This window comes from Actinokineospora pegani (assembly GCF_009745975.1).
Taxonomy (GTDB): Bacteria; Actinomycetota; Actinomycetes; order Mycobacteriales; family Pseudonocardiaceae; genus Actinokineospora; species Actinokineospora pegani.
In genome coordinates, this window is sequence record NZ_WHOL01000060.1 from 1 (window position 1) to 17,146 (window position 17,146).

Sequence of the window (17,146 nt, forward strand, 5' to 3'; positions counted from 1 at the left end):
TACCGGCACCTCCACCCCGCACCGCCAGAAACCACCCCGATCACGACTCTCATCGAACGGACTTCCGAAACACGGCCCGGTAGACAGGTGCCGACCCCGGCAGGAACGGAGATCACCATGACCGAGCGCCCCACCCTGGTCTGCTTCCACCACGCGGGCGGCACCGCCTCCGTCTTCCGCACCTGGAAGCAGGAGGCCGACTTCCCCGTGCACGCGGTGCAGCTACCCGGCCGGGAGAGCCGGGTCGGCGAACCCCGGCACACCAGCCTGCCCGCGCTGGTCGACTCGCTCCTGCGGGAACTGGAGGACGTGCTCGCGGGCCCGCACGTGCTCTTCGGCCACAGCATGGGCGCGCTCGTCGCCCACGCCCTCACCCGCCGCAGGCTCGCCCTGGGCCTCCGCGAACCCCTGGCACTGCTCGTGGCCGCCTACGTCGCCCCGCACGAGGAACCCGTCCGCCTCGCCCTCGAGCGCATGACCGACCTGGAACTGGCCACGACCCTCTGCGACATCGACGGCCTGCACCCCCAGTTCCTCGAACGCCCCGAATGGCTCGGCCCCCTGCTCGCCGTGGTCAAGGACGACCTGCGCGTCTGCGCCAGCCACCACCACGGTCCGACCGCCCCGCTGCCCGTCCCCGTCCACGCCTTCGGCGGCACCGACGACCCGCTGGTCGCCCCGGCCAAGCTGGTGTCGTGGGAGGCCCACACCACCGCGGAGTTCGGCCTGACCTGGGTCCCGGGCGGCCACTTCATGGTGACGGCGAGGGGGTCGACGCTGCGCGAGGACGTGTTCGCGCTGACCCGCCGCTTCGCCGGGGCGCCGGTCGGCTGAGCGGGTCGACTCACGCGGCGGGCGGGGAGGACCTGATTCCTCCCTGCCACCCGCGTTTTCAGTCCACCTCCCCCGGGTCGCGCAGGGCCCGCTCGATGACCTCCGCCTCCGTCAGCGGGCTGGCCGCGTGGTGGGTCAGGCACAGCGGCGCGGTGATCCTGGCGAAGCCGGTTCCCTCGCCCGCGCAGTAGAACTGGCCCGCGGTGAGCCGGGAGATGTCGAGGACGGTGCTGCCCTTGGCCTTGGCGTACTCGCGGGCGGACTCGATCTGGGTCGGGCTGTTGAGGAGGCCGTAGAACTGCGTCGTCGCGTTGCCGACGATGCGGTTGTGGATGCCGCGCGGGGACTGGGTGGCGAAGACCAGGCCCAGGCCGTACTTGCGGGCCTGGGCGGCCAGGGACGTGGTGCTCTCGGTGCACGCGGTCATCCGGCCGGAGGGGGCCAGGGTCTGGGCCTCGTCCATCACCAGCAGGCCGCCGAGGGGGCGGTCGCCCGCCGGGTTGCGCTTGACCCAGGCGAACAGGGCCATCTGGAGCTGGTTGACGAAGCTCTGGCGCTGCTCGGCGGCGGGCAGGCCGATCATGCTGATCACCGAGACCCTGGCGCGCTTGCCCGGGCCCGGGGTGAGCAGCTCGCCGGGGTCGAGCGGGGCGCCGGAGCCGCCGAAGAGGGAGTCGTTGATCATCTCGGCGGCGAGGGTGTCGGCCAGGTCGGCGGCCAGGCGGGTGGCGTTGTTGATCCGGCTGAGGTCCGCGGGCAGGTCGGCGAGCAGGTCGAGGAACGCGGCGAGGTCGCCCCCGCCGGAGCGGGCGAAGGACGTCAGCGCCTCGCGGAGCACGGCCCGGTTGCGCTTGGCCCTGGGCGTGTCGCCGTCGACCTTGGCCCGGGGGGCCAGCACGGACACCGCCGAGTCCAGGGCCAGGGTGAACTCGTCGTCGTCCTCGAGCACGGCGGCGAAGTCCGGCAGCGGCCGCAGCGACAGCGGGCGGCCCCCGCCGCGGCGCGGCGTCCACACCACGACCTCGGTGCCCGCCAGGTACGCCCGCGCCCGCTCCTGGTCGCCCGCGCCCCACCCGGCGGGTGGCTGCGGCCAGGCGTCGCCGAGGCGGGCCAGGTCGTTGTTGGGGTCGAGCACGATGCTCGACACCCCGCGCAGCGCGCACTCCTCGATGATGCGGCGCAGCAGCACGGTCTTGCCCGAGCCGCTGCCCGCGAACACCACCACGTGCTTGCGCAGCGACTCCAGCGGCAGCTCCACGGCGTCGCCCGTGGCCGTGTCGACCCCGACCGGCAGCGCCCCGGGACCGCTGGACTTGTCCGGGTCGGCGCTGGGCCACCCCGGCGGCCGCTCCCCCTCGGCCGCCGGGACGGGCGTCACGGGCGCCGCTGTCGGCAGCGTCGCCTGGAACAGCGCGGTGGCTCCGGCGGGCCTGCGCTCGCGCAGCCACGCGCCGAGCCCCTTCGCGCCCTCGGTGCGCAGCACGTCGAGCGCCGCGAACACCCGCAGGTCGTCGGGCTCGAGGTCGAGGCACGCGCCGCCCTCGTCGACGAACTCCGCGAGCCTGGCGCGGGCCTTGGGCCCCGGCGACCACGTCGCGGGCCGCAGCAGGAACACCCGGCGGTCGGGCGCGGAGCGGGACAGGCCGCCGTCGGTCCAGGCGCGGTTGAGCCGGGCCAGCAGGGCGCGGGCGTTCGGGTTGGCGATGGAGCGGAACGACCAGTGCGCCTCGGCCTCGGTCTCGTCGTCGAGCCGCAGGCGCAGCCGGGCGTGCAGCGGCGGGTTGGCGCCGGGCAGTGGGTCGGCGGAGTAGTCCTCGCGGTTGTCCTGCTCCTCGATCCACGCGCGCAGCCCGGCGCCGAGCAGGGCGGCCATCGCGGTGTTCTCGGTGTCGGGGTGGGTGGCCGCGGCGGTGTCGGCCTCTGCGACCAGGCGGGCGAACCGCTCGTCGAGGGCGGCCATCTCGTCCGGGCGCGCGGTCGGCGCCGGGATCGGGGCCCGGGCGGCGACGGCGGCGTTGTTGTCGTCGTCGTCGTCCAGGGACGCCAGCTCGCTGAACTCGTCGCTGTCCAGGCACGCCTTGATGTGCCGGTCGATGCGCTGGAGCAGGCCGCGCGGGGTGAACCGGCGCGCGGCCGCGAACGCCTCCGGCAGCACCGGCCAGGTGGGGTGGGGCGGGGTGCGGGCGACGGCGAGCAGCCGGGGGACGAAGTGCGCGGCCACCAGGTCGCGGCCCACCTCCGGCGACGGGACGCGTTCGAGGCTGGGGGCCTTGCGGAAGCGGTCGTCGAAGGAGTTGACGGCGTTGTCGCGCAGCAACCGCCAGGACTTCTCCAGGCAGCTCACCAGGGTCACGGTGCGGGGCATGACCTCGCGCAGCTCCATCAGCCCGCTGCTGAGCTGCTCGGCGAGCGGGTTGGGCGCCTCCGCGCCCGCCGCCGCGCCCGAACCGGTGGTGGAGACGTCGATGAGCGAGTCGATCTGGTCGATGGCCAGCAGCAGCGGGCCGGTGGCGGCCAGCAGCACGGCCAACTCGTGGGCGATCCGCTTGGGCGGGGGCGGCGGGGGCAGGGTCCCCCAGCGCCGCACGCCCCCGTCCGGCAGGGGCTTCGAGGTCAGGTACGCCTCGCCGTCGTCCATGGCCTCGATCGGCTGGGACGCGAACAGCAGCAGCGCGCGCAGGGTGTGCCTGCACTCCGCGCCGAGCCGCCGGTCGCGCACCCGGACCGCCCGCACGAACGCCTCCAGCGCCGCCGACTCGGGCTCCTCGGCCGCCAGGACGGCGTCCGCGACGCCGCCGGGCACGCGCGCCCAGGCCGCGAGCAGCCGCACCAGGTCGTGCAGCGGCGGCGGGGTGTCCTGGTCCGGCGACCGGTTGAGGTCGGTGAGCAGGGAGTTGACGATGTTCTCCCAGAAGCCCTGGCCGGGACGCAGCTCCACCAGGCAGAAGTAGCCGCCGTCCTTGCGCACCTGCTCGCGCACCCACCGGATCAGGTGCGTCTTGCCCGCGCCGTTCTGCCCGACCATCGCCACGCCGACCGGGCTGCCGGTGCCGCGCCGCACGTCGTCGAACGCGGTGAGCACGGTCGTCGCCACCTGGTTGTTCAGCCCGGCGACGTGCGCCTCCAGCGGCTGCCAGACGTCCTCGCGCGTGGGCGCCCAGCTCACCTGCAGCGCCTCCAGCGCGACGCGCTCCTCCGGTGTCACGGCGCGGTGATGGCGAGCAGGTGCTTGTCCTCCCCGCCGACGCGCAGCGACGCCGCCCGCTGCGCGTCGGTCAGCGACTTGCGGTTCGCCTCCGGGATCAACGACACCCCCGCCTGATCGTCGAGGTCGAGCAGCGCCCGGTCCACCTCGGCGTGGTCGCCGCCGACCGCCGCGCGCAGCGCGGCCAGGTCGACGTACTCCCCCGGCTCGGCCAGCTCCGCGTAGGCCGCGCGCAGCTTGTCGACGAGGGTGGTCCCCGCAGCGGTGTCGTCCGTAGCGGTGTTGTTCGTGGCGGCGGCGTACACCTCGGCCACCTTGATCCCGCTGCGTTCGAGGAACCCGGCGTAGTCGGCCAGCACGGTCGACTCGATGCGGTGGGAGCGCTCCGCGCCCTTCGGCGGGCCCGCCGCGGCCTCGAAAGCGCCCTGGCGCCACCCGGGGTCGGTGAGCTCGTGGAAGTACGGGCCGGAGCGCTCCCGCTCCCGCCGCACCTGGATCAGCCCCCGCTCCCGCAGCCGGTCCCGCACCGACTTGGGGACGGTGAACCCGAAGCGCTCCTTGATCTCGGTGTTCGAGACTTCCCGCTTGAGGTGCATCAGGACGAGGAGGACCTGCCGGTCCGCGGGCAGCAACCGCGCCAATTCGCTCACGGGGGTCAGTCCACCGCCCGCACCCCGGCCGAGTACAGGTCAATAACCTGACAAAACCGGGACACCCCGGCTCGCGGGGGCGCTCAGCGGCCCATGACCTCGTCGTAGAGCGCGGTCGCCTGGGCGGACGGGGTCGGAACGCCCGGCACGACGCGGAACCCGCCCCCGGCGACGAGGAACAGCCCGGGGCGGGTGCGGTGCAGGCGTTCGGCCAGCAGGTGCAGGTGGGTCACCGCCACCACCCGGACACCGGAGTCGACCAGCGCGCCGAACACGCCCTCGGCGATCTCGGCGCCCTCGTGGTCGGTCGTGGACGCGAACGACTCGTTGGACAGCAGCAGCGCGCCCGGCCGGGCCCGGTCGACGACCGCGCTCATCCGGCCCAGCTCCTCGTCGAGCCGCCCGCTGGCCATCGACCGGTCCTCGGCCCGGGTGAAGTGGGTGAGCACGGCGGGCGCGGGCGGCGCGGCGAAGGCCTCCGCGCACACGAACATCCCCGCCTGCGCCATCACCTGCGCCAGCCCCAGCGACCGCAGGAAGGTCGACTTGCCACCGCGGTTGGCCCCGGTGACCACCACCAGCGGCAGCCCGTCGGTGGCGATGTCGTTGCCCACCACGGCTTCCCGGGACCACAGCGCCAGGCACGGCTCCCACAGGCCCCGCGCGGTCACCGACGCCGCGTCCGGGTCGGGCCAGCAGGTCGGCCCGGCCAGCTCCTCGGCGAGGTTCAGGCACCCCAGGTAGAACGACAGCTCCGCGCGGAGCACGCGGAAGTACCCGGTCACGTGCGCGGCGGACTCCGTCACCGCCGCGGCGATGTCGCCCAGCACCTCGTTGCGGAAGGCGGCCATGGCCCCCCAGTCCTGCTCGTCGTGACCGGTGATCCGGTGGCGCAGAACGGACTTGCGCAACCGCTTGAGCACGGCCGCGTCCCCCGGCTCGTGGACGCGGTAGTGCACCTGCCCCGGCCCGTCCCCGAGCCGCGCGCCGACCACGATCCCGTCCTCGAACCGCAGCCCCCGCAAGACCGCGGCGACCTCGCCCAGGTAGGCCTCCCCCACCCGCTCCCGCAGCTCCGCGAACAACCGGACCAGCGGCGGCGCGGTGAACCGGCCGCCGGAATCGCGCAGCGCGCGCAGGTGGTCGCTCGCGACCTCCAGCACCCGCACCGAACGCCGCAGCAGCCCCTCGCCCCTGCCGTGCGGGAGGGCCTGCTCGGCGCGGACGGCCGTGTCTGCGAGCTGGTGCAGCGCGCGCAGCTCGGCCGGGTGCGCCAGGAAGTCGGCGAGGACGGACTGGCGGTGGTCGATCACCGCGGTGTCCCGCAGCGGGTCGAGCAGCACGCGACGGGCGATGGCGCGCACGTGCTCGTCGCCACGGGACATCGCGTCCCACACCACGTCGAGCCGGAGATCGGCGACGAGGTGTTCGTCGGCAGGGTGCTCGTCGGCAGGGTGCTCGTCGGCGGGGTCGCGGACGAGGTCGCCGTCGGGGAACAGCAGCAGCGGCCTCACCGGGCCAACCTCCCCAGGACCTGGTCGCGGGTCAGGCCGTGGCGGCGGACGACGTCGAGGGCGTGCCCGCGGCCGTCGGCGGAGCGGCGGGTCACCGCGAAGGAGCGGTCGGGGCTGCTGGCCATGCTCACCGCCGCCGGGCTCCACCGCGCCAGGTCGGCGGTGAAGCTGACCCAGCACACCGCCGCGCCCGCCGTGTCCAGCTCAGCGAGCACGCGGCGGCTCAGCTCGGCGGCGTCGTCGGCGGTCGTGGAGGTGAAGATCTCGTTGAGCACCACGGCCGAGCGCGGGCCCGCCTCGGCCAGCAGCGCGCGCAAGCGCAGCAGCTCTTCCTCCAACTTGCTCGCGCCCTGCTCCTCCGCGCGCTCGAAGTGGGTCAGCACCCGGTCGACCGCGGCCACCCGCGCCGACGCGGCGGGCACCGGCAGCCCCAGCGCGGCCAAGTGGTGCACCTGCCCGAACGCCCGCGCGAAGGTGGTCTTGCCACCCTGGTTCGGACCCGAGACGACCAGCACCCGCTCGCCGTCACCCAGCAGCAGGTCGTTGCCCACCACCGGTTCGCCCCGCGCCGCCGCCTTGGCCGCCAGCGCGAGGTCGTAGACCCCGCGCGCGTCCAGACCCGGCCCGTCGGTCACCTCGGGGTAGCAGACCGGCATGCCCGCCGCCCGGATCGGCGCGAGGAAGTCCAGGTACCCCAGGCAGAACCGCAGCTCCCGGTCGAGCAGCGCCACCTCCTCGGCGACGAACCCGCGGTGGCGGCGGGCGAACGCGTCCACCTCGGCGAAGACCCCGGGGTGCAGGCGGACCACGAGGTCCAGCACCCCCTCCTCGACCGCGTCCAGCCCCACCCCGATGGGCCGCCCCGGCCGCCGCACGGGCACGGTCGCGTGCCGGAACCGGTCGAACAGCGTCACCACCCTGGCCGCGTGGTCGGCACGGGTGTCGGCCGCGGGGCAGGCGGAGACGACGTCGGCGTGCAGCAGCAGGTCGTAGCGCACGTCGGCGAGCAACCCGCGCACCCGCGCCGCCTCATCGGCCGCCCTGGTGAAACCGGACGAGCGCACCAGCTCCGACAACCCGTCCCGCACCCCGGTCAGCGCCTCGGACACCGCGGGCGCCAACCCGTCCGCGAACGCCACGACCGCCCGCTGGTGCCCGGTCACCGCCGCCAGGAACCACCGCCCGGCGCTCGGCGGGTGCGTCATCCCGTCGATCCGCGCCAACCACGCCCTGGTCTCAGCCATCGATCTGGTGAACCCCCGCGCCGCGGCGAGCACCCCGGGCCGCTCGAGGTCCTGGAACAACCGCTGCCGGTAGCCGATCGACGCGGGGTCGGGCAGGTGCCGCAGGTAGTCGGCCAACGCCGGGTCCGCCCGCGTGACAGCCGCGGCGACCTGGTCGAGGTTGATGTCGGCGAAGCACCCCGAGCGATCTCCGGCGACCGGCTCGCCGAGCAGGCTGGGAATCGACACCCGTCGAACGTTAGCGAACCGGGGACCACCCGCGGGCGGGACCGCGAATCCGCGGTGCCCACGGCGCACCCGATTCACGTTTTGACAAAACGGCAACTTGGTTTGCGCTTCCGCCGCCCCCGGCGCATGGTGGTCCCATGAACGAAGACACCTTGAGCCCCAGCTACGACGTCGTGGTCATCGGCGGCGGCGCCGCGGGCCTGAGCGGCGCCCTCATGCTCGCCAGGGCCCGCCGCGCCACCGCCGTCATCGACGCGGGCCACCCCCGCAACGCCCCCGCGGGCGGTGTCCACGGCCTCCTCGGCCGGGAGGGCGTCCCGCCCCTGGAACTGGCCGCCCGGGGGCGCGCCGAGGCCCGCTCCTACGGCGCCCACATCATCACCGGCGAGGTCGTGACCACCACCCGGAACCCGACCGGCGACTTCACCGTCACCCTGGCCGACGGCCGCACCACGACCGCCCGCCGCCTCCTCATCACCACCGGCCTCGAGGACGTCCTCCCGGACATCCCCGGCGCGGCGGCCCGGTGGGGCAAGGACCTGGTCCACTGCCCCTACTGCCACGGCTACGAGGTCCGCGACCAGCCCCTGGGCGTCATCGCCACCGGCCCCATGTCCGTCCACCAGGCCCTCTTGTTCCGCCAGTGGACCGCCGACCTGGTCCTGTTCACCCACGACCAGCCCCTGCCGTCCGAAGAGGACGCCGAGAAGCTCGCCGCCCGGGGCGTCCAGGTCATCACCGGCCCGATCGCCTCGCTGGACACCACCGACGGCAGGCTGACCGCCATCACCCTCGCCGACGGCCGCTCCATCCCCCGCGCCGCCGCGGCCGCCGCCACCGGCATGCGGGCCCGAGCGGGCTTCATCGCCGGCCTGGACCTGGCCCTGGCGCCCCACCCCTCCGGCATGGGCCACTACCTGCCCGCCGAGCCGACCGGGAAGACCACCGCCCCGGGGGTCTGGGCCGCGGGCAACGTCACCGACCTCTCCGCCCAGGTGGGCGCCGCGGCCGCAGGCGCGGCCCTGGCCGCCGCCCACCTCAACGGGGACCTCGTCACCGAGGAGACCCAGGCGGCGGTCGACGCCCACCGGGCGCGGGCGACCACGGCGGTGTGAGCCCACCCGCACCCGGCGCGCGGGCCGGGTTCTGGCACGGGAGCGGGTGTCAGGCGTGGAGCATCTCGTCGAGGCGGCGGGCCCACTGCCGGGCGTGGGAGAGGTAGCCGACGTGGCCGCCGGGGAAGACCGAGACCCCGGTGCCGGTCTTCTCGGCGAGGATGGTGGTGGCGCGGGTGGGCGGGGTGTCGACCGAGTCCTCGCCCACGGCGGGGAACAGGTGGGCGCTGTTGGCCGCCAGGGCCGCGAGGTCGGGTTCGTAGTCGACGAAGGACATCATCTCGTGCCGGAAGAAGAAGGCGCCGTTGGCGGCGATGCGCGCGGCGGCGGCGCGGGCCTCGGGCGGGCTGTCCGGGTCGTCCTCGGCGGGGCCGGAGCCGTTGGCGAACACGGCCATGCCCGCGGCGACGCCGCCGCGCTCGAACTCGGCGAGGGCGACGCGGAGGAAGGCCAGGTTCTCCGCGCGCTCGGGGGTGAGGGTGAAGGCGGGGGCCTCGTGGGCGACGGCGCGGCGGAGCAGGTCGGGGCGGCGGGCGACGAGGTCCACCGCCACCAGGGCGCCGGAGCTGGAGCCGAACACGTCCGCCGGGCCGCGGCCGAGGTGCTCGACGAGGGCGGCCGCGTCGTCGCCGTGCACCTCGATCCGCTGGGGGTGGGGCTCGCCGTCGAGCAGGCTGCGGGAGTTGCCCCGGCGGTCGTAGCGCACGACGGTGTGGCGGTCCTCGAAGTGGCCGCGCACGAGGTCGTAGTGCGAGGTGTCGCTCGTCCCGCCGCCGATGAACAGCAGCAGCGGGCCGGAGCCGGACGTCTCGTAGTACAGCGTGGCGCCAGGAACCTTCAGCGTCTCTCCCATTCCCGCGACGCTAGGCGCCGTCGCGGGACACCCACTCGAGCCGCACGGGAGCCCGACTGGCGATAGGCACCGCTAATCGCCGGACCTGTTGTCCCGCGGCGCGATCCCGACCTAACCTCGGGACAACCGTTGCGGCATCAGGAAGGAAGCCCGATGACGACCACGACAGAACCCGCCCCCACGCTCGACTACCGCTTCAGCGAGCCGGGTGCGGACGCCACCTCGTGGGCCGACACCGTCGCGCTGCTGGAGACCGCGGAGCTGTACTGGCTCACCACGGTCCGCGCCGATGGACGCCCGCACGTCACCCCCGTCGTGGCCGTCTGGCACGACAACGCCATCTACTTCACCACCGCGCCCATCGAGCAGAAGATGCGCAACATGGAGGCCAACCCCGAGGTCGTGGTCACCACCGGGGTGGCCACCTGGGTCAAGGGCCTCGACGTCGTCGTCGAGGGCGACGTCCACGTCATCACCGACGTCGAGCACCTGCAGCGCCTCACCTCGGTCTTCGACGCCAAGTACGACGACGACCGCGGCTGGAACCTGGAGGTCACCGACATCGGCGAGGCGCGCGTGGCCAACCACCCAGCCGTGGTGCTGCGGGTCGTCCCGACCAAGGTCTTCGCCTTCGCCAAGGACCCGCACACCCAGACCCGCTTCAAGTTCTGAGCGGACAGGCACAACCGGCCCCCACCGCCCGGCGGTGGGGGCCTGCTCGCGTGCCCGGGGGAACGGGGCGAACGGCTCGTCCCCCACCCGGGAGACCGGGCGGGGGACGAGGGGGCGGGCCTACTTGGTGTACGGGGTGGTGAACTCGTCAGCGGGCTCGTCCGCCAGGATCGCCGACAGCACGTCCTCGTAGTCGGCGTACCGGAAGGCGAACCCCGCCTGGGTCAGCTTGGTCGGGAGCACCCGCAGGCTGATCAGCGCCAGCTCGTCGGCCGCCTCGCCCAGCATCAGGCGCACCAGCGACTTCGGCATCGACAGCAGGACCGGGCGGGACAGGGCGCGGCCCAGGGTCTTGGTGAAGTCCTTGTTGGTCACCGGGTTCGGGGAGCAGAGGTTGACCGGGCCCCGCACCGACTCGTTCTCGACGACGAAGCGGATGGCGGCGACGGTGTCGGGGAGGCTGATCCAGGCGATGTACTGGCCGCCGTCGCCGAGCCAGCCGCCCATGCCGAGGCGGATGGCGGGGCGCATCTGGTGGATGAGGCCGCCGTCGCGGGACAGGACCAGGCCGATGCGCAGGGAGGTGACGCGGGTGCCCGCCTCGCGGGCGGGGGTGAGGGCGGCCTCCCAGTCGACGGCGAGGTCGGCGAGGAAGCCGCCGCCGCGCGGGGCCGACTCGTCCACGGCGGTGGTGCCGGTGTGGCCGTAGTAGCTGAGGGTGGAGGCGTTGACCAGGGTGGGGATGCCGCGGGCCGCGACGGCCTCGGCCAGGACCCTGGCCGGGACGATGCGGCTGCCGCGGGAGCGCAGCTTGCCCTGCTCGGACCAGCGGCCCTGGAACGACGCCCCGCAGAGGTTGACGACCGCGTCGACGTCGTCGAGCGCGTCCGGGGCGATGGTGCCCGCCACCGGGTCCCACTCGAACTCGTCCACGGCGACCGGGGCGCGGCGCACGAGACGGCGCACCCGGTGGCCTGCCGCGCGCAGTTCGTAGACGAGCGCGCTACCGATAAGACCAGAAGAACCCGCGACAAGGATCAGCATGCCTTTCACGGTAAACCCAGGAAAGGCCCCGGCACGGCGGACGGTGATAAGGGTTGACACCTCTTCCGATCGCCCGCCGTGCCCCGAACCGGTCCGTGTTGGAAATTACCGGCTCGACCCGGGAGAATATCAGGGGGTCGGCAGGGAATCCCAGATCTGGAGGTAGTGCTCGTTGTACATCAGACCGAGGACGTTGCCGAACGGGTCGCGCACGGACGCGGTCACGAAGCCCTCGCCGTGCTTGATCGGCCGCTGGTGCACCGTCGCGCCGAGGGCGACGAAGCGGTCCATGACCGGCTCGATCTCGTCGACGTGCCAGTAGACCATCGCCCCGGCCGGGCCGTCCGCGCCGCGGTGCGGGGCGAACCTGGAGTCCAGGATGCCGAGTTCGTGCTGGTAGTCGCCGATTCGGAACTCGATGTAGGCGGGCCGGTCGTCGACCGGGCGCTCGAAGTAGGCCTCGACGCCGAGCGCCTCGGCGTACCAGTCCCTGGCCTCGGCGACGTCGTCGGCGAAGAAGTTCACCGTGGTGAGACCTCGCAGCATGATGTTCGCGCTCCTCTCCTGGAAGATCAACGGGGATTGCGCCGTCCAGCGCAACCCGCTGGTCCGACGGCGTGACTGTAAATCGTCGCCCGACCACCGGTCCACTTGACAAATCAGACACCCGAAACCGCCGGACCACCGCCGCGGAATGGCTGCACCACCGCTGAGCTGGTGGTAATCTCCGAATGGAGGACGACGCACCGGACGATCATTCCCGGAATCCGATCGTTCCGATAACCAATGCTGATCGCCGCACCATTGTCCGGGTGGGCGAAATCGCCATACGGTTGTCGTCGACGCACGGCCCACTCCACGACGACGAGCGAAGGGGGCGACGTGAAGTTCGGCGTTCTTCCGGCCTACATCGGCGGCCGAGACATCACCGGAGACGACCCGCGGTACGTGCACACCGTCACCGCGCGCGCCATCCTCGAGGACACCTTCCCCGCCCTGGCCCTCAAGCGCGACCTCGACCTCGGGGTCGTGGCCGCGGACACGGCCGGGCCCGCGGTCATCGGGGCCTGCGTGGTCGCCGACGAGGCGGTCGCGGAGCAGGCGCTGGCGGCGGCGGCGCAGGCGGCCCCGCTGTGGGCCAAGGTGCCGGTCGAGCAGCGGCTCGACATCGCCCGCAGGATCACCGAACGGCTGCTGGAGCACCAGGACGCCCTGGTGGAGATCCTGGTCGCCGAGGGCACCCCGCGCTCGGCCGCCATCGGCATGATCGCCGGGGTCCCGCTCACCGGGTGGAGCGAGCAGACGCTGCGGTGGTGCGCCGACCAGCTCGAGGAGCGGCGCACCGACGGCGCCCGCGAGATGATCCTGCGCCGCCTCCCCGACGGCGTCGTGTGCGTCAACCCGCCGCAGAACGCCGCGATGGTCAACGCGCTCAACGGGTTGGCCGCGATCGTCGCGGGCAACACCGTCGTGGTGCGCGCCCCGCGCGGGGTCGGCCTGAGCTGCATGTACCTCGTGCGCGAGGTCGTCGGGCCGGTGCTGGCGGAGGCGGGCGCCCCGGCGGGGGTGGTCAACGCGTTCTGCGGGCCGCCGAGCCTGGAGGCGTGGCTGGCCAGCGAGCACGTCGACGACATCCTCTACTTCGGCGGGTCCAAGACCGGCATGGAGTTCGAGGGCAAAGCGGTCGCGGCGGGCAAGAAGCCGATCCTGGAGCTGGCGGGCAACGACTGCTGTGTGGTCTGGCGCGACGCCGACCTGGACGCGGCGGTGGAGACCATCACCCAGTTCTTCCTCAACTCCGGGCAGGTCTGCTTCGTGCCCAACCAGGTCGTGGCGCACCCGGCGATCGCCGAGGAGCTCATCGCCAGGCTGGCCGAGGCGTGCGGGCGGATCACCCCCGGCTACCCGGACGACCCGAGCGTGGTCCTGACCCCGGTGCTGGGCATGGAGTGGTTCTTCGGCTGCCTGGGCGAGGCGCTGGCCAAGGGCGCCGAGCTGGTGTGCGGCGGGCGGCGGCTGGAGGTCGACGGCACCCCGTCGGACACCGGGTTCTTCGCCGAGCCGACGATCGTGCGCCTCAGCGGCCTGGAGGGCGCGCGCTCGCTGTCGGTGGTGCGGGACGAGACGTTCTTCCCGCTGCTGCCGATCATCGTCCCCGAGGTGACCACGCCGGACGGCGAACTGCTCGAGCAGGTGCTGGAGTTCGTCAACTCCAACGCCTACGGCCTGCGCAACTCGGTGCTGACGACCGGGGAGGACACCATCGCGTTCTTCCTCGACGGGATCACCAACGCGGGTGGCCTGAAGATCAACGATTCGCACGGCGGCTTCCTGCCGTTCCTGCCCAACCAGGGCGGGACCGGGCTCACCGGGGGCGCCTTCGGCGAGGCCAGCCACCCGGTGCTGCGCACGACCCGCTACCAGGGCGTCAGCATCCAGCGACCGGCCACCCGGGCGCTGTAGACACAGAGGGAGAGGACCCGCCATGACATCCCGAATCCTGAGACTCACCCTGCCCGGCACCGCGGCCAGGATCGTCGAGGCCCTGGCCGAGGACATCCGCTTCCCCGGGATGGCCGAAGACGTCATCTCGGTCTCGGCCGCGGGCGCGGACCTGCGCTCGTGGGTGCTGGCCTTCCGCGGCGGCACCGCGCGCTGGACCCAGCGGGTGACCCGCACGGCCGGGGACGGCAGGCACACCGTGGCCTTCGAGCAGGTCTCGGGCGACTTCACCGCCCTGCGCGGGTCCTGGACCTGCACCGACACCGACGCCGGGTGCGAGGTGGTCTACGAGGTCGTGTTCAGCACCAGCGTCCCGCACCTGGCCGGGGCCATCAACTCCGCGGTCGGCCGGGTGCTCGTGCGCAGCGCCCACCAGATCGTCTCCGCGCTCGGCCCGGTCCGGGTCGTCGCGGGCGGGCAGTACCTGTCCGACCTGCCGGAGGGCTTCCTGCCCGGCCGGGTCCTCCCCGACCCCGTCCGGCTGTCGGCGTAGTCGGCCGCGGCCTTCCGAACACGAGGAGAAGCAAGGATGAAGCGCGTCTGCGTCATCGGCGCCGGGTCCGCGGGCATCGCCACCTGCCAGGTGCTGCACGCCCGGGGCATCGAGTTCGACTGCTACGAGGCCGGTTCCGGGATCGGCGGGAACTGGCGCTACCAGAACGACAACGGCATGTCGTCGGGGTACCGGTCGCTGCACATCAACACCTCCCGCAAGATCACCGAGTACCGCGCGTACCCGATGCCGTCGGACTACCCGCCGTACCCGAGCCACGTGCAGATGCTGGCGTACCTGGAGTCCTACGTGGACCACTTCGGCTTCCGCGGCTCGATCGCCTTCCGCAGCGAGGTCACCTCGGTCGAGCCCGTCACGGGCGGCGGCTGGGCGGTGACCGTGCTCGACCGCGACTCCGGGGAGAGCACCACCACCGCGTACGAGTCCGTGGTCGTGGCCAACGGGCACCACTGGGACCCGCGCGACCCGGAGCCGTCGTTCCCCGGCGAGGACACCTTCACCGGCGTGCGGACCCACTCCCACTACTACCGCACCCCCGACGAGTACGCGGGCAAGCGGGTCCTGGTGCTGGGGTTCGGCAACTCCGCCTCCGACATCGCGGTGGAGACCTCGAACGTCGCCGAGCGCACGTTCCTGACACTGCGCCGGGGCGGGTACGTCTTCCCCAAGTTCATGTTCGGCAAGCCCGCCGACGACATGATCAACCCGGTGGTCACCAAGATGCTGCCGCGCGAGGTGCAGCGCTGGATCATGTGGGTGCTGCTGCGGCTGAGCATCGGCAAGGTGGAGGACTTCGGCCTGCCCGCGCCGAGCCACAAGCTGTTCAACGCCCACCCCACGGTCTCGGAGACGCTGCTGCCCAAGCTGGGCCACGGCGACATCGCGGTCAAGCCGAACATCAGCCACTTCGACGGCGGCACCGTGCACTTCGTCGACGGCAGCGCGGAGGAGATCGACGCGGTCGTCTACTGCTCCGGGTACAAGACCTCCTTCCCGTTCCTGAGCGAGAGCGTGGTCGCGCCGACCGACAACGAGGTGTCGCTGTTCCACCGCATGGTGGACCCGGCGCACCCGGGGCTGTACTTCATCGGGCTGTTCCAGCCGCTGGGGTCGGTCACCGTGCTGTCGGAGACCCAGTCGCACTGGCTGGCCGACCTGCTCGACGGCACCGCGAAGCTGCCGTCGGTGCGCGCGATGCGCAAGGAGATCAGCGACTACCGCGAGCGCCTGCGGAAGCGGTACGTGACCTCCAAGCGGCACACCATGCAGGTGGACCACTACCCCTACATCGCCGAGCTGGCCAAGGCGCGGCGCGAGGGCGCCAAGCTGGCCAAGGCGGCGCGCGCGGCCGAGGACAAGGCCCTGGGCGCGCTCCCGGCGTCGTCGTTCGAGCCGGAGTCGGTGTCGCTGCGGATCGCGGCGGCCCCGGAGCTGGTGTGGGACCTCATCTCCGACGTCACCCGCACCGGCGAGTGGAGCCCGGAGTGCCGCAGGTGCTTCTGGCGCGGCGGGGAGCGCGGCGTGGGCGCCAAGTTCATCGGCGTCAACCGCAAGGGCTGGGTCGTCTGGGTCACCTCGAACACGGTGGAGAAGTCGGAGCGCGGTCGGTCGTTCGCCTTCCGCACCGACACCAACGGGGTGCGCTGGGGCTACGAGCTGCGGCCCGACGGCGACGGCACCGTCGTCACCCAGACGTGGGACTACTCGGGCCAGACCGCGGCCCAGCGCGCCCGCACCGCCTCGTTCGCCACCATGGCGCTCGGCGGGTACGCCGAGCACACGCGGGAGCTGCGCGATGGCATCCGCACCACGCTGGAGCGGGTCAAGGCGGCCGCGGAGGCGGTGACCCCGGCCAGGGCGCCGGAGGTCGACCGCACGCGGCTCGGCGCCGACACCCCCGGCGGGGGCAAGACCACCAAGGCGGCGTGACGCCGGGGCGCCGGGTCCCCGCCCGGCGCCCCGCGCGCGCCCCGGTCCGCCCACCCCCGGTCGACGCGGGCCCCCGCGCACCGGGGGCGGGCGGACCGCGTTCGTGAGTACGATCCTGGCCTGCCGCAGGTCCGGGGTCCGTTGAGAGAGCGGTGACGCACGTGCTGGTCAACACGATTACCGAGGGCAACCTCCACTTCCCGACGGTGGCCGACTTCGCCCAGTGGATGGAGGCCAACCACACCGAGGTCGACGAGGTGTGGGTGGCGCTGCCGAAGAAGGGCACCGACGTCGGGTCGCTGACCCGGGGCGAGGCGCTGGACGTGGCCCTGTGCTACGGCTGGATCGACGGCAAGGCCTACTCCGGCGACGTGCCGGAGGGCTGGTGGGCGCAGCGGTTCTCGCCCCGGCGCAAGCGCAGCCCGTGGTCGAAGATCAACTGCGCCCGGGTGCGGGAGCTGATCGCCGAGGGCCGGATGCGCCCGCCCGGGCAGGAGCAGATCGACCTGGCCAAGGCCGACGGCCGCTGGGACGCCGCCTACGCCCCGCAGAGCGAGGCCGTGGTGACCCCGGAGCTGCAGGCCGCCCTGGACGCCTCGCCCGCGGCCTCGGCGGCCTTCGACCGGCTCAGCCGCAGCAACCGCTACCAGATCCTGCTGACACTGGCGAAGGCGGTGAAGCCGGAGACCAAGACCCGGCGCATCGCCGACTACATCGACCGGCTCGAGTGCGGCGACCCCGTGATCGGGGCGCGCAAGCCGAAGAGCTGAGGCAGCGCATTTCCGATAAGGGCCGAAAGGCCCGGTTAATCATTTCCCGGATAGCCAAAAGAACGGGTGCCA

The 17,146-nt window shown here is 73.2% G+C and carries 14 protein-coding genes; 7 read left to right on the plus strand and 7 right to left on the minus strand.

Annotated features, from left to right (window positions below; genetic code table 11):
- Window positions 1-117 precede the first annotated feature (117 nt).
- Complete coding sequence (locus GCL84_RS06325; RefSeq protein WP_156754417.1) at window positions 118-834, plus strand: thioesterase II family protein; 717 nt, start codon at window positions 118-120, stop codon at window positions 832-834.
- Window positions 835-892: 58 nt separating this feature from the next.
- Here the strand turns inward: GCL84_RS06325 and GCL84_RS06330 are convergent, their stop codons facing one another.
- The 4 genes from GCL84_RS06330 to GCL84_RS06345 form a co-directional block, all read right to left on the minus strand.
- On the minus strand, window positions 893-4,039 hold the full coding sequence (locus tag GCL84_RS06330; RefSeq protein WP_156754418.1) for a helicase HerA domain-containing protein: 3,147 nt from the start codon (window positions 4,037-4,039) through the stop codon (window positions 893-895).
- A complete protein-coding gene (locus tag GCL84_RS06335) occupies window positions 4,036-4,689 on the minus strand; it encodes a hypothetical protein (RefSeq protein ID WP_156754419.1) in 654 nt (217 codons plus the stop codon). The genes GCL84_RS06330 and GCL84_RS06335 overlap by 4 nt, the downstream gene beginning before the upstream one ends.
- Window positions 4,690-4,772: 83 nt before the next feature.
- Window positions 4,773-6,203, minus strand: a complete 1,431-nt coding sequence (locus GCL84_RS06340) for a MutS-related protein (protein WP_156754420.1) — start codon at window positions 6,201-6,203, stop codon at window positions 4,773-4,775.
- Window positions 6,200-7,675 (minus strand): MutS-related protein, encoded by a 1,476-nt coding sequence (locus GCL84_RS06345; RefSeq protein WP_156754421.1) that lies wholly within the window; start codon window positions 7,673-7,675, stop codon window positions 6,200-6,202. The genes GCL84_RS06340 and GCL84_RS06345 overlap by 4 nt, the downstream gene beginning before the upstream one ends.
- 137 nt (window positions 7,676-7,812) lie before the next feature.
- Here GCL84_RS06345 and GCL84_RS06350 point away from each other — a divergent pair, with 137 nt between their 5' ends.
- Window positions 7,813-8,790 carry an NAD(P)/FAD-dependent oxidoreductase gene (locus tag GCL84_RS06350; protein WP_156754422.1) on the plus strand — a complete coding sequence of 326 codons (978 nt, stop codon included), beginning with the start codon at window positions 7,813-7,815 and terminating at the stop codon, window positions 8,788-8,790.
- A 49-nt stretch (window positions 8,791-8,839) separates the two neighbouring features.
- Here the strand turns inward: GCL84_RS06350 and GCL84_RS06355 are convergent, their stop codons facing one another.
- A complete protein-coding gene (locus GCL84_RS06355) occupies window positions 8,840-9,643 on the minus strand; it encodes an alpha/beta fold hydrolase (protein WP_156754423.1) in 804 nt (267 codons plus the stop codon).
- A gap of 153 nt (window positions 9,644-9,796) precedes the next feature.
- Here GCL84_RS06355 and GCL84_RS06360 point away from each other — a divergent pair, with 153 nt between their 5' ends.
- Window positions 9,797-10,315 (plus strand): pyridoxamine 5'-phosphate oxidase family protein, encoded by a 519-nt coding sequence (locus GCL84_RS06360; RefSeq protein WP_156754424.1) that lies wholly within the window; start codon window positions 9,797-9,799, stop codon window positions 10,313-10,315.
- 120 nt (window positions 10,316-10,435) lie between these two features.
- Here the strand turns inward: GCL84_RS06360 and GCL84_RS06365 are convergent, their stop codons facing one another.
- Both GCL84_RS06365 and GCL84_RS06370 read right to left on the minus strand, forming a co-directional pair.
- Window positions 10,436-11,359, minus strand: coding sequence for a TIGR01777 family oxidoreductase (locus GCL84_RS06365; protein WP_156754425.1), 924 nt, complete (start codon window positions 11,357-11,359; stop codon window positions 10,436-10,438).
- Window positions 11,360-11,488: 129 nt separating this feature from the next.
- Window positions 11,489-11,905: a VOC family protein gene (locus GCL84_RS06370; protein ID WP_156754426.1), complete on the minus strand. Its 417-nt coding sequence runs from the start codon at window positions 11,903-11,905 to the stop codon at window positions 11,489-11,491.
- A gap of 336 nt (window positions 11,906-12,241) precedes the next feature.
- On the opposite strand from GCL84_RS06370, the gene GCL84_RS06375 reads away from it, so the two are divergent.
- From GCL84_RS06375 to GCL84_RS06390, 4 genes are all read left to right on the plus strand, one after another.
- Window positions 12,242-13,822 (plus strand): aldehyde dehydrogenase family protein, encoded by a 1,581-nt coding sequence (locus GCL84_RS06375; protein ID WP_197523052.1) that lies wholly within the window; start codon window positions 12,242-12,244, stop codon window positions 13,820-13,822.
- A gap of 22 nt (window positions 13,823-13,844) precedes the next feature.
- Window positions 13,845-14,354 carry a type II toxin-antitoxin system RatA family toxin gene (locus GCL84_RS06380; protein ID WP_156754428.1) on the plus strand — a complete coding sequence of 170 codons (510 nt, stop codon included), beginning with the start codon at window positions 13,845-13,847 and terminating at the stop codon, window positions 14,352-14,354.
- A gap of 36 nt (window positions 14,355-14,390) precedes the next feature.
- On the plus strand, window positions 14,391-16,304 hold the full coding sequence (locus GCL84_RS06385; protein WP_156754429.1) for an NAD(P)-binding domain-containing protein: 1,914 nt from the start codon (window positions 14,391-14,393) through the stop codon (window positions 16,302-16,304).
- Window positions 16,305-16,456: 152 nt separating this feature from the next.
- Window positions 16,457-17,074, plus strand: a complete 618-nt coding sequence (locus tag GCL84_RS06390) for a YdeI/OmpD-associated family protein (protein ID WP_197523053.1) — start codon at window positions 16,457-16,459, stop codon at window positions 17,072-17,074.
- Window positions 17,075-17,146: the final 72 nt, after the last annotated feature.

Coding starts and splice junctions, on each gene's coding strand:
- GCL84_RS06325 (WP_156754417.1), top strand. CDS start 118: ATGACCGAGCGCCCCACCCTGGTCTGCTTCCACCACGCGGGCGGCACC.
- GCL84_RS06350 (WP_156754422.1), top strand. CDS start 7,813: ATGAACGAAGACACCTTGAGCCCCAGCTACGACGTCGTGGTCATCGGC.
- GCL84_RS06355 (WP_156754423.1), bottom strand. CDS start 9,643: ATGGGAGAGACGCTGAAGGTTCCTGGCGCCACGCTGTACTACGAGACG.
- GCL84_RS06360 (WP_156754424.1), top strand. CDS start 9,797: ATGACGACCACGACAGAACCCGCCCCCACGCTCGACTACCGCTTCAGC.
- GCL84_RS06365 (WP_156754425.1), bottom strand. CDS start 11,359: ATGCTGATCCTTGTCGCGGGTTCTTCTGGTCTTATCGGTAGCGCGCTC.
- GCL84_RS06370 (WP_156754426.1), bottom strand. CDS start 11,905: ATGCTGCGAGGTCTCACCACGGTGAACTTCTTCGCCGACGACGTCGCC.
- GCL84_RS06380 (WP_156754428.1), top strand. CDS start 13,845: ATGACATCCCGAATCCTGAGACTCACCCTGCCCGGCACCGCGGCCAGG.
- GCL84_RS06385 (WP_156754429.1), top strand. CDS start 14,391: ATGAAGCGCGTCTGCGTCATCGGCGCCGGGTCCGCGGGCATCGCCACC.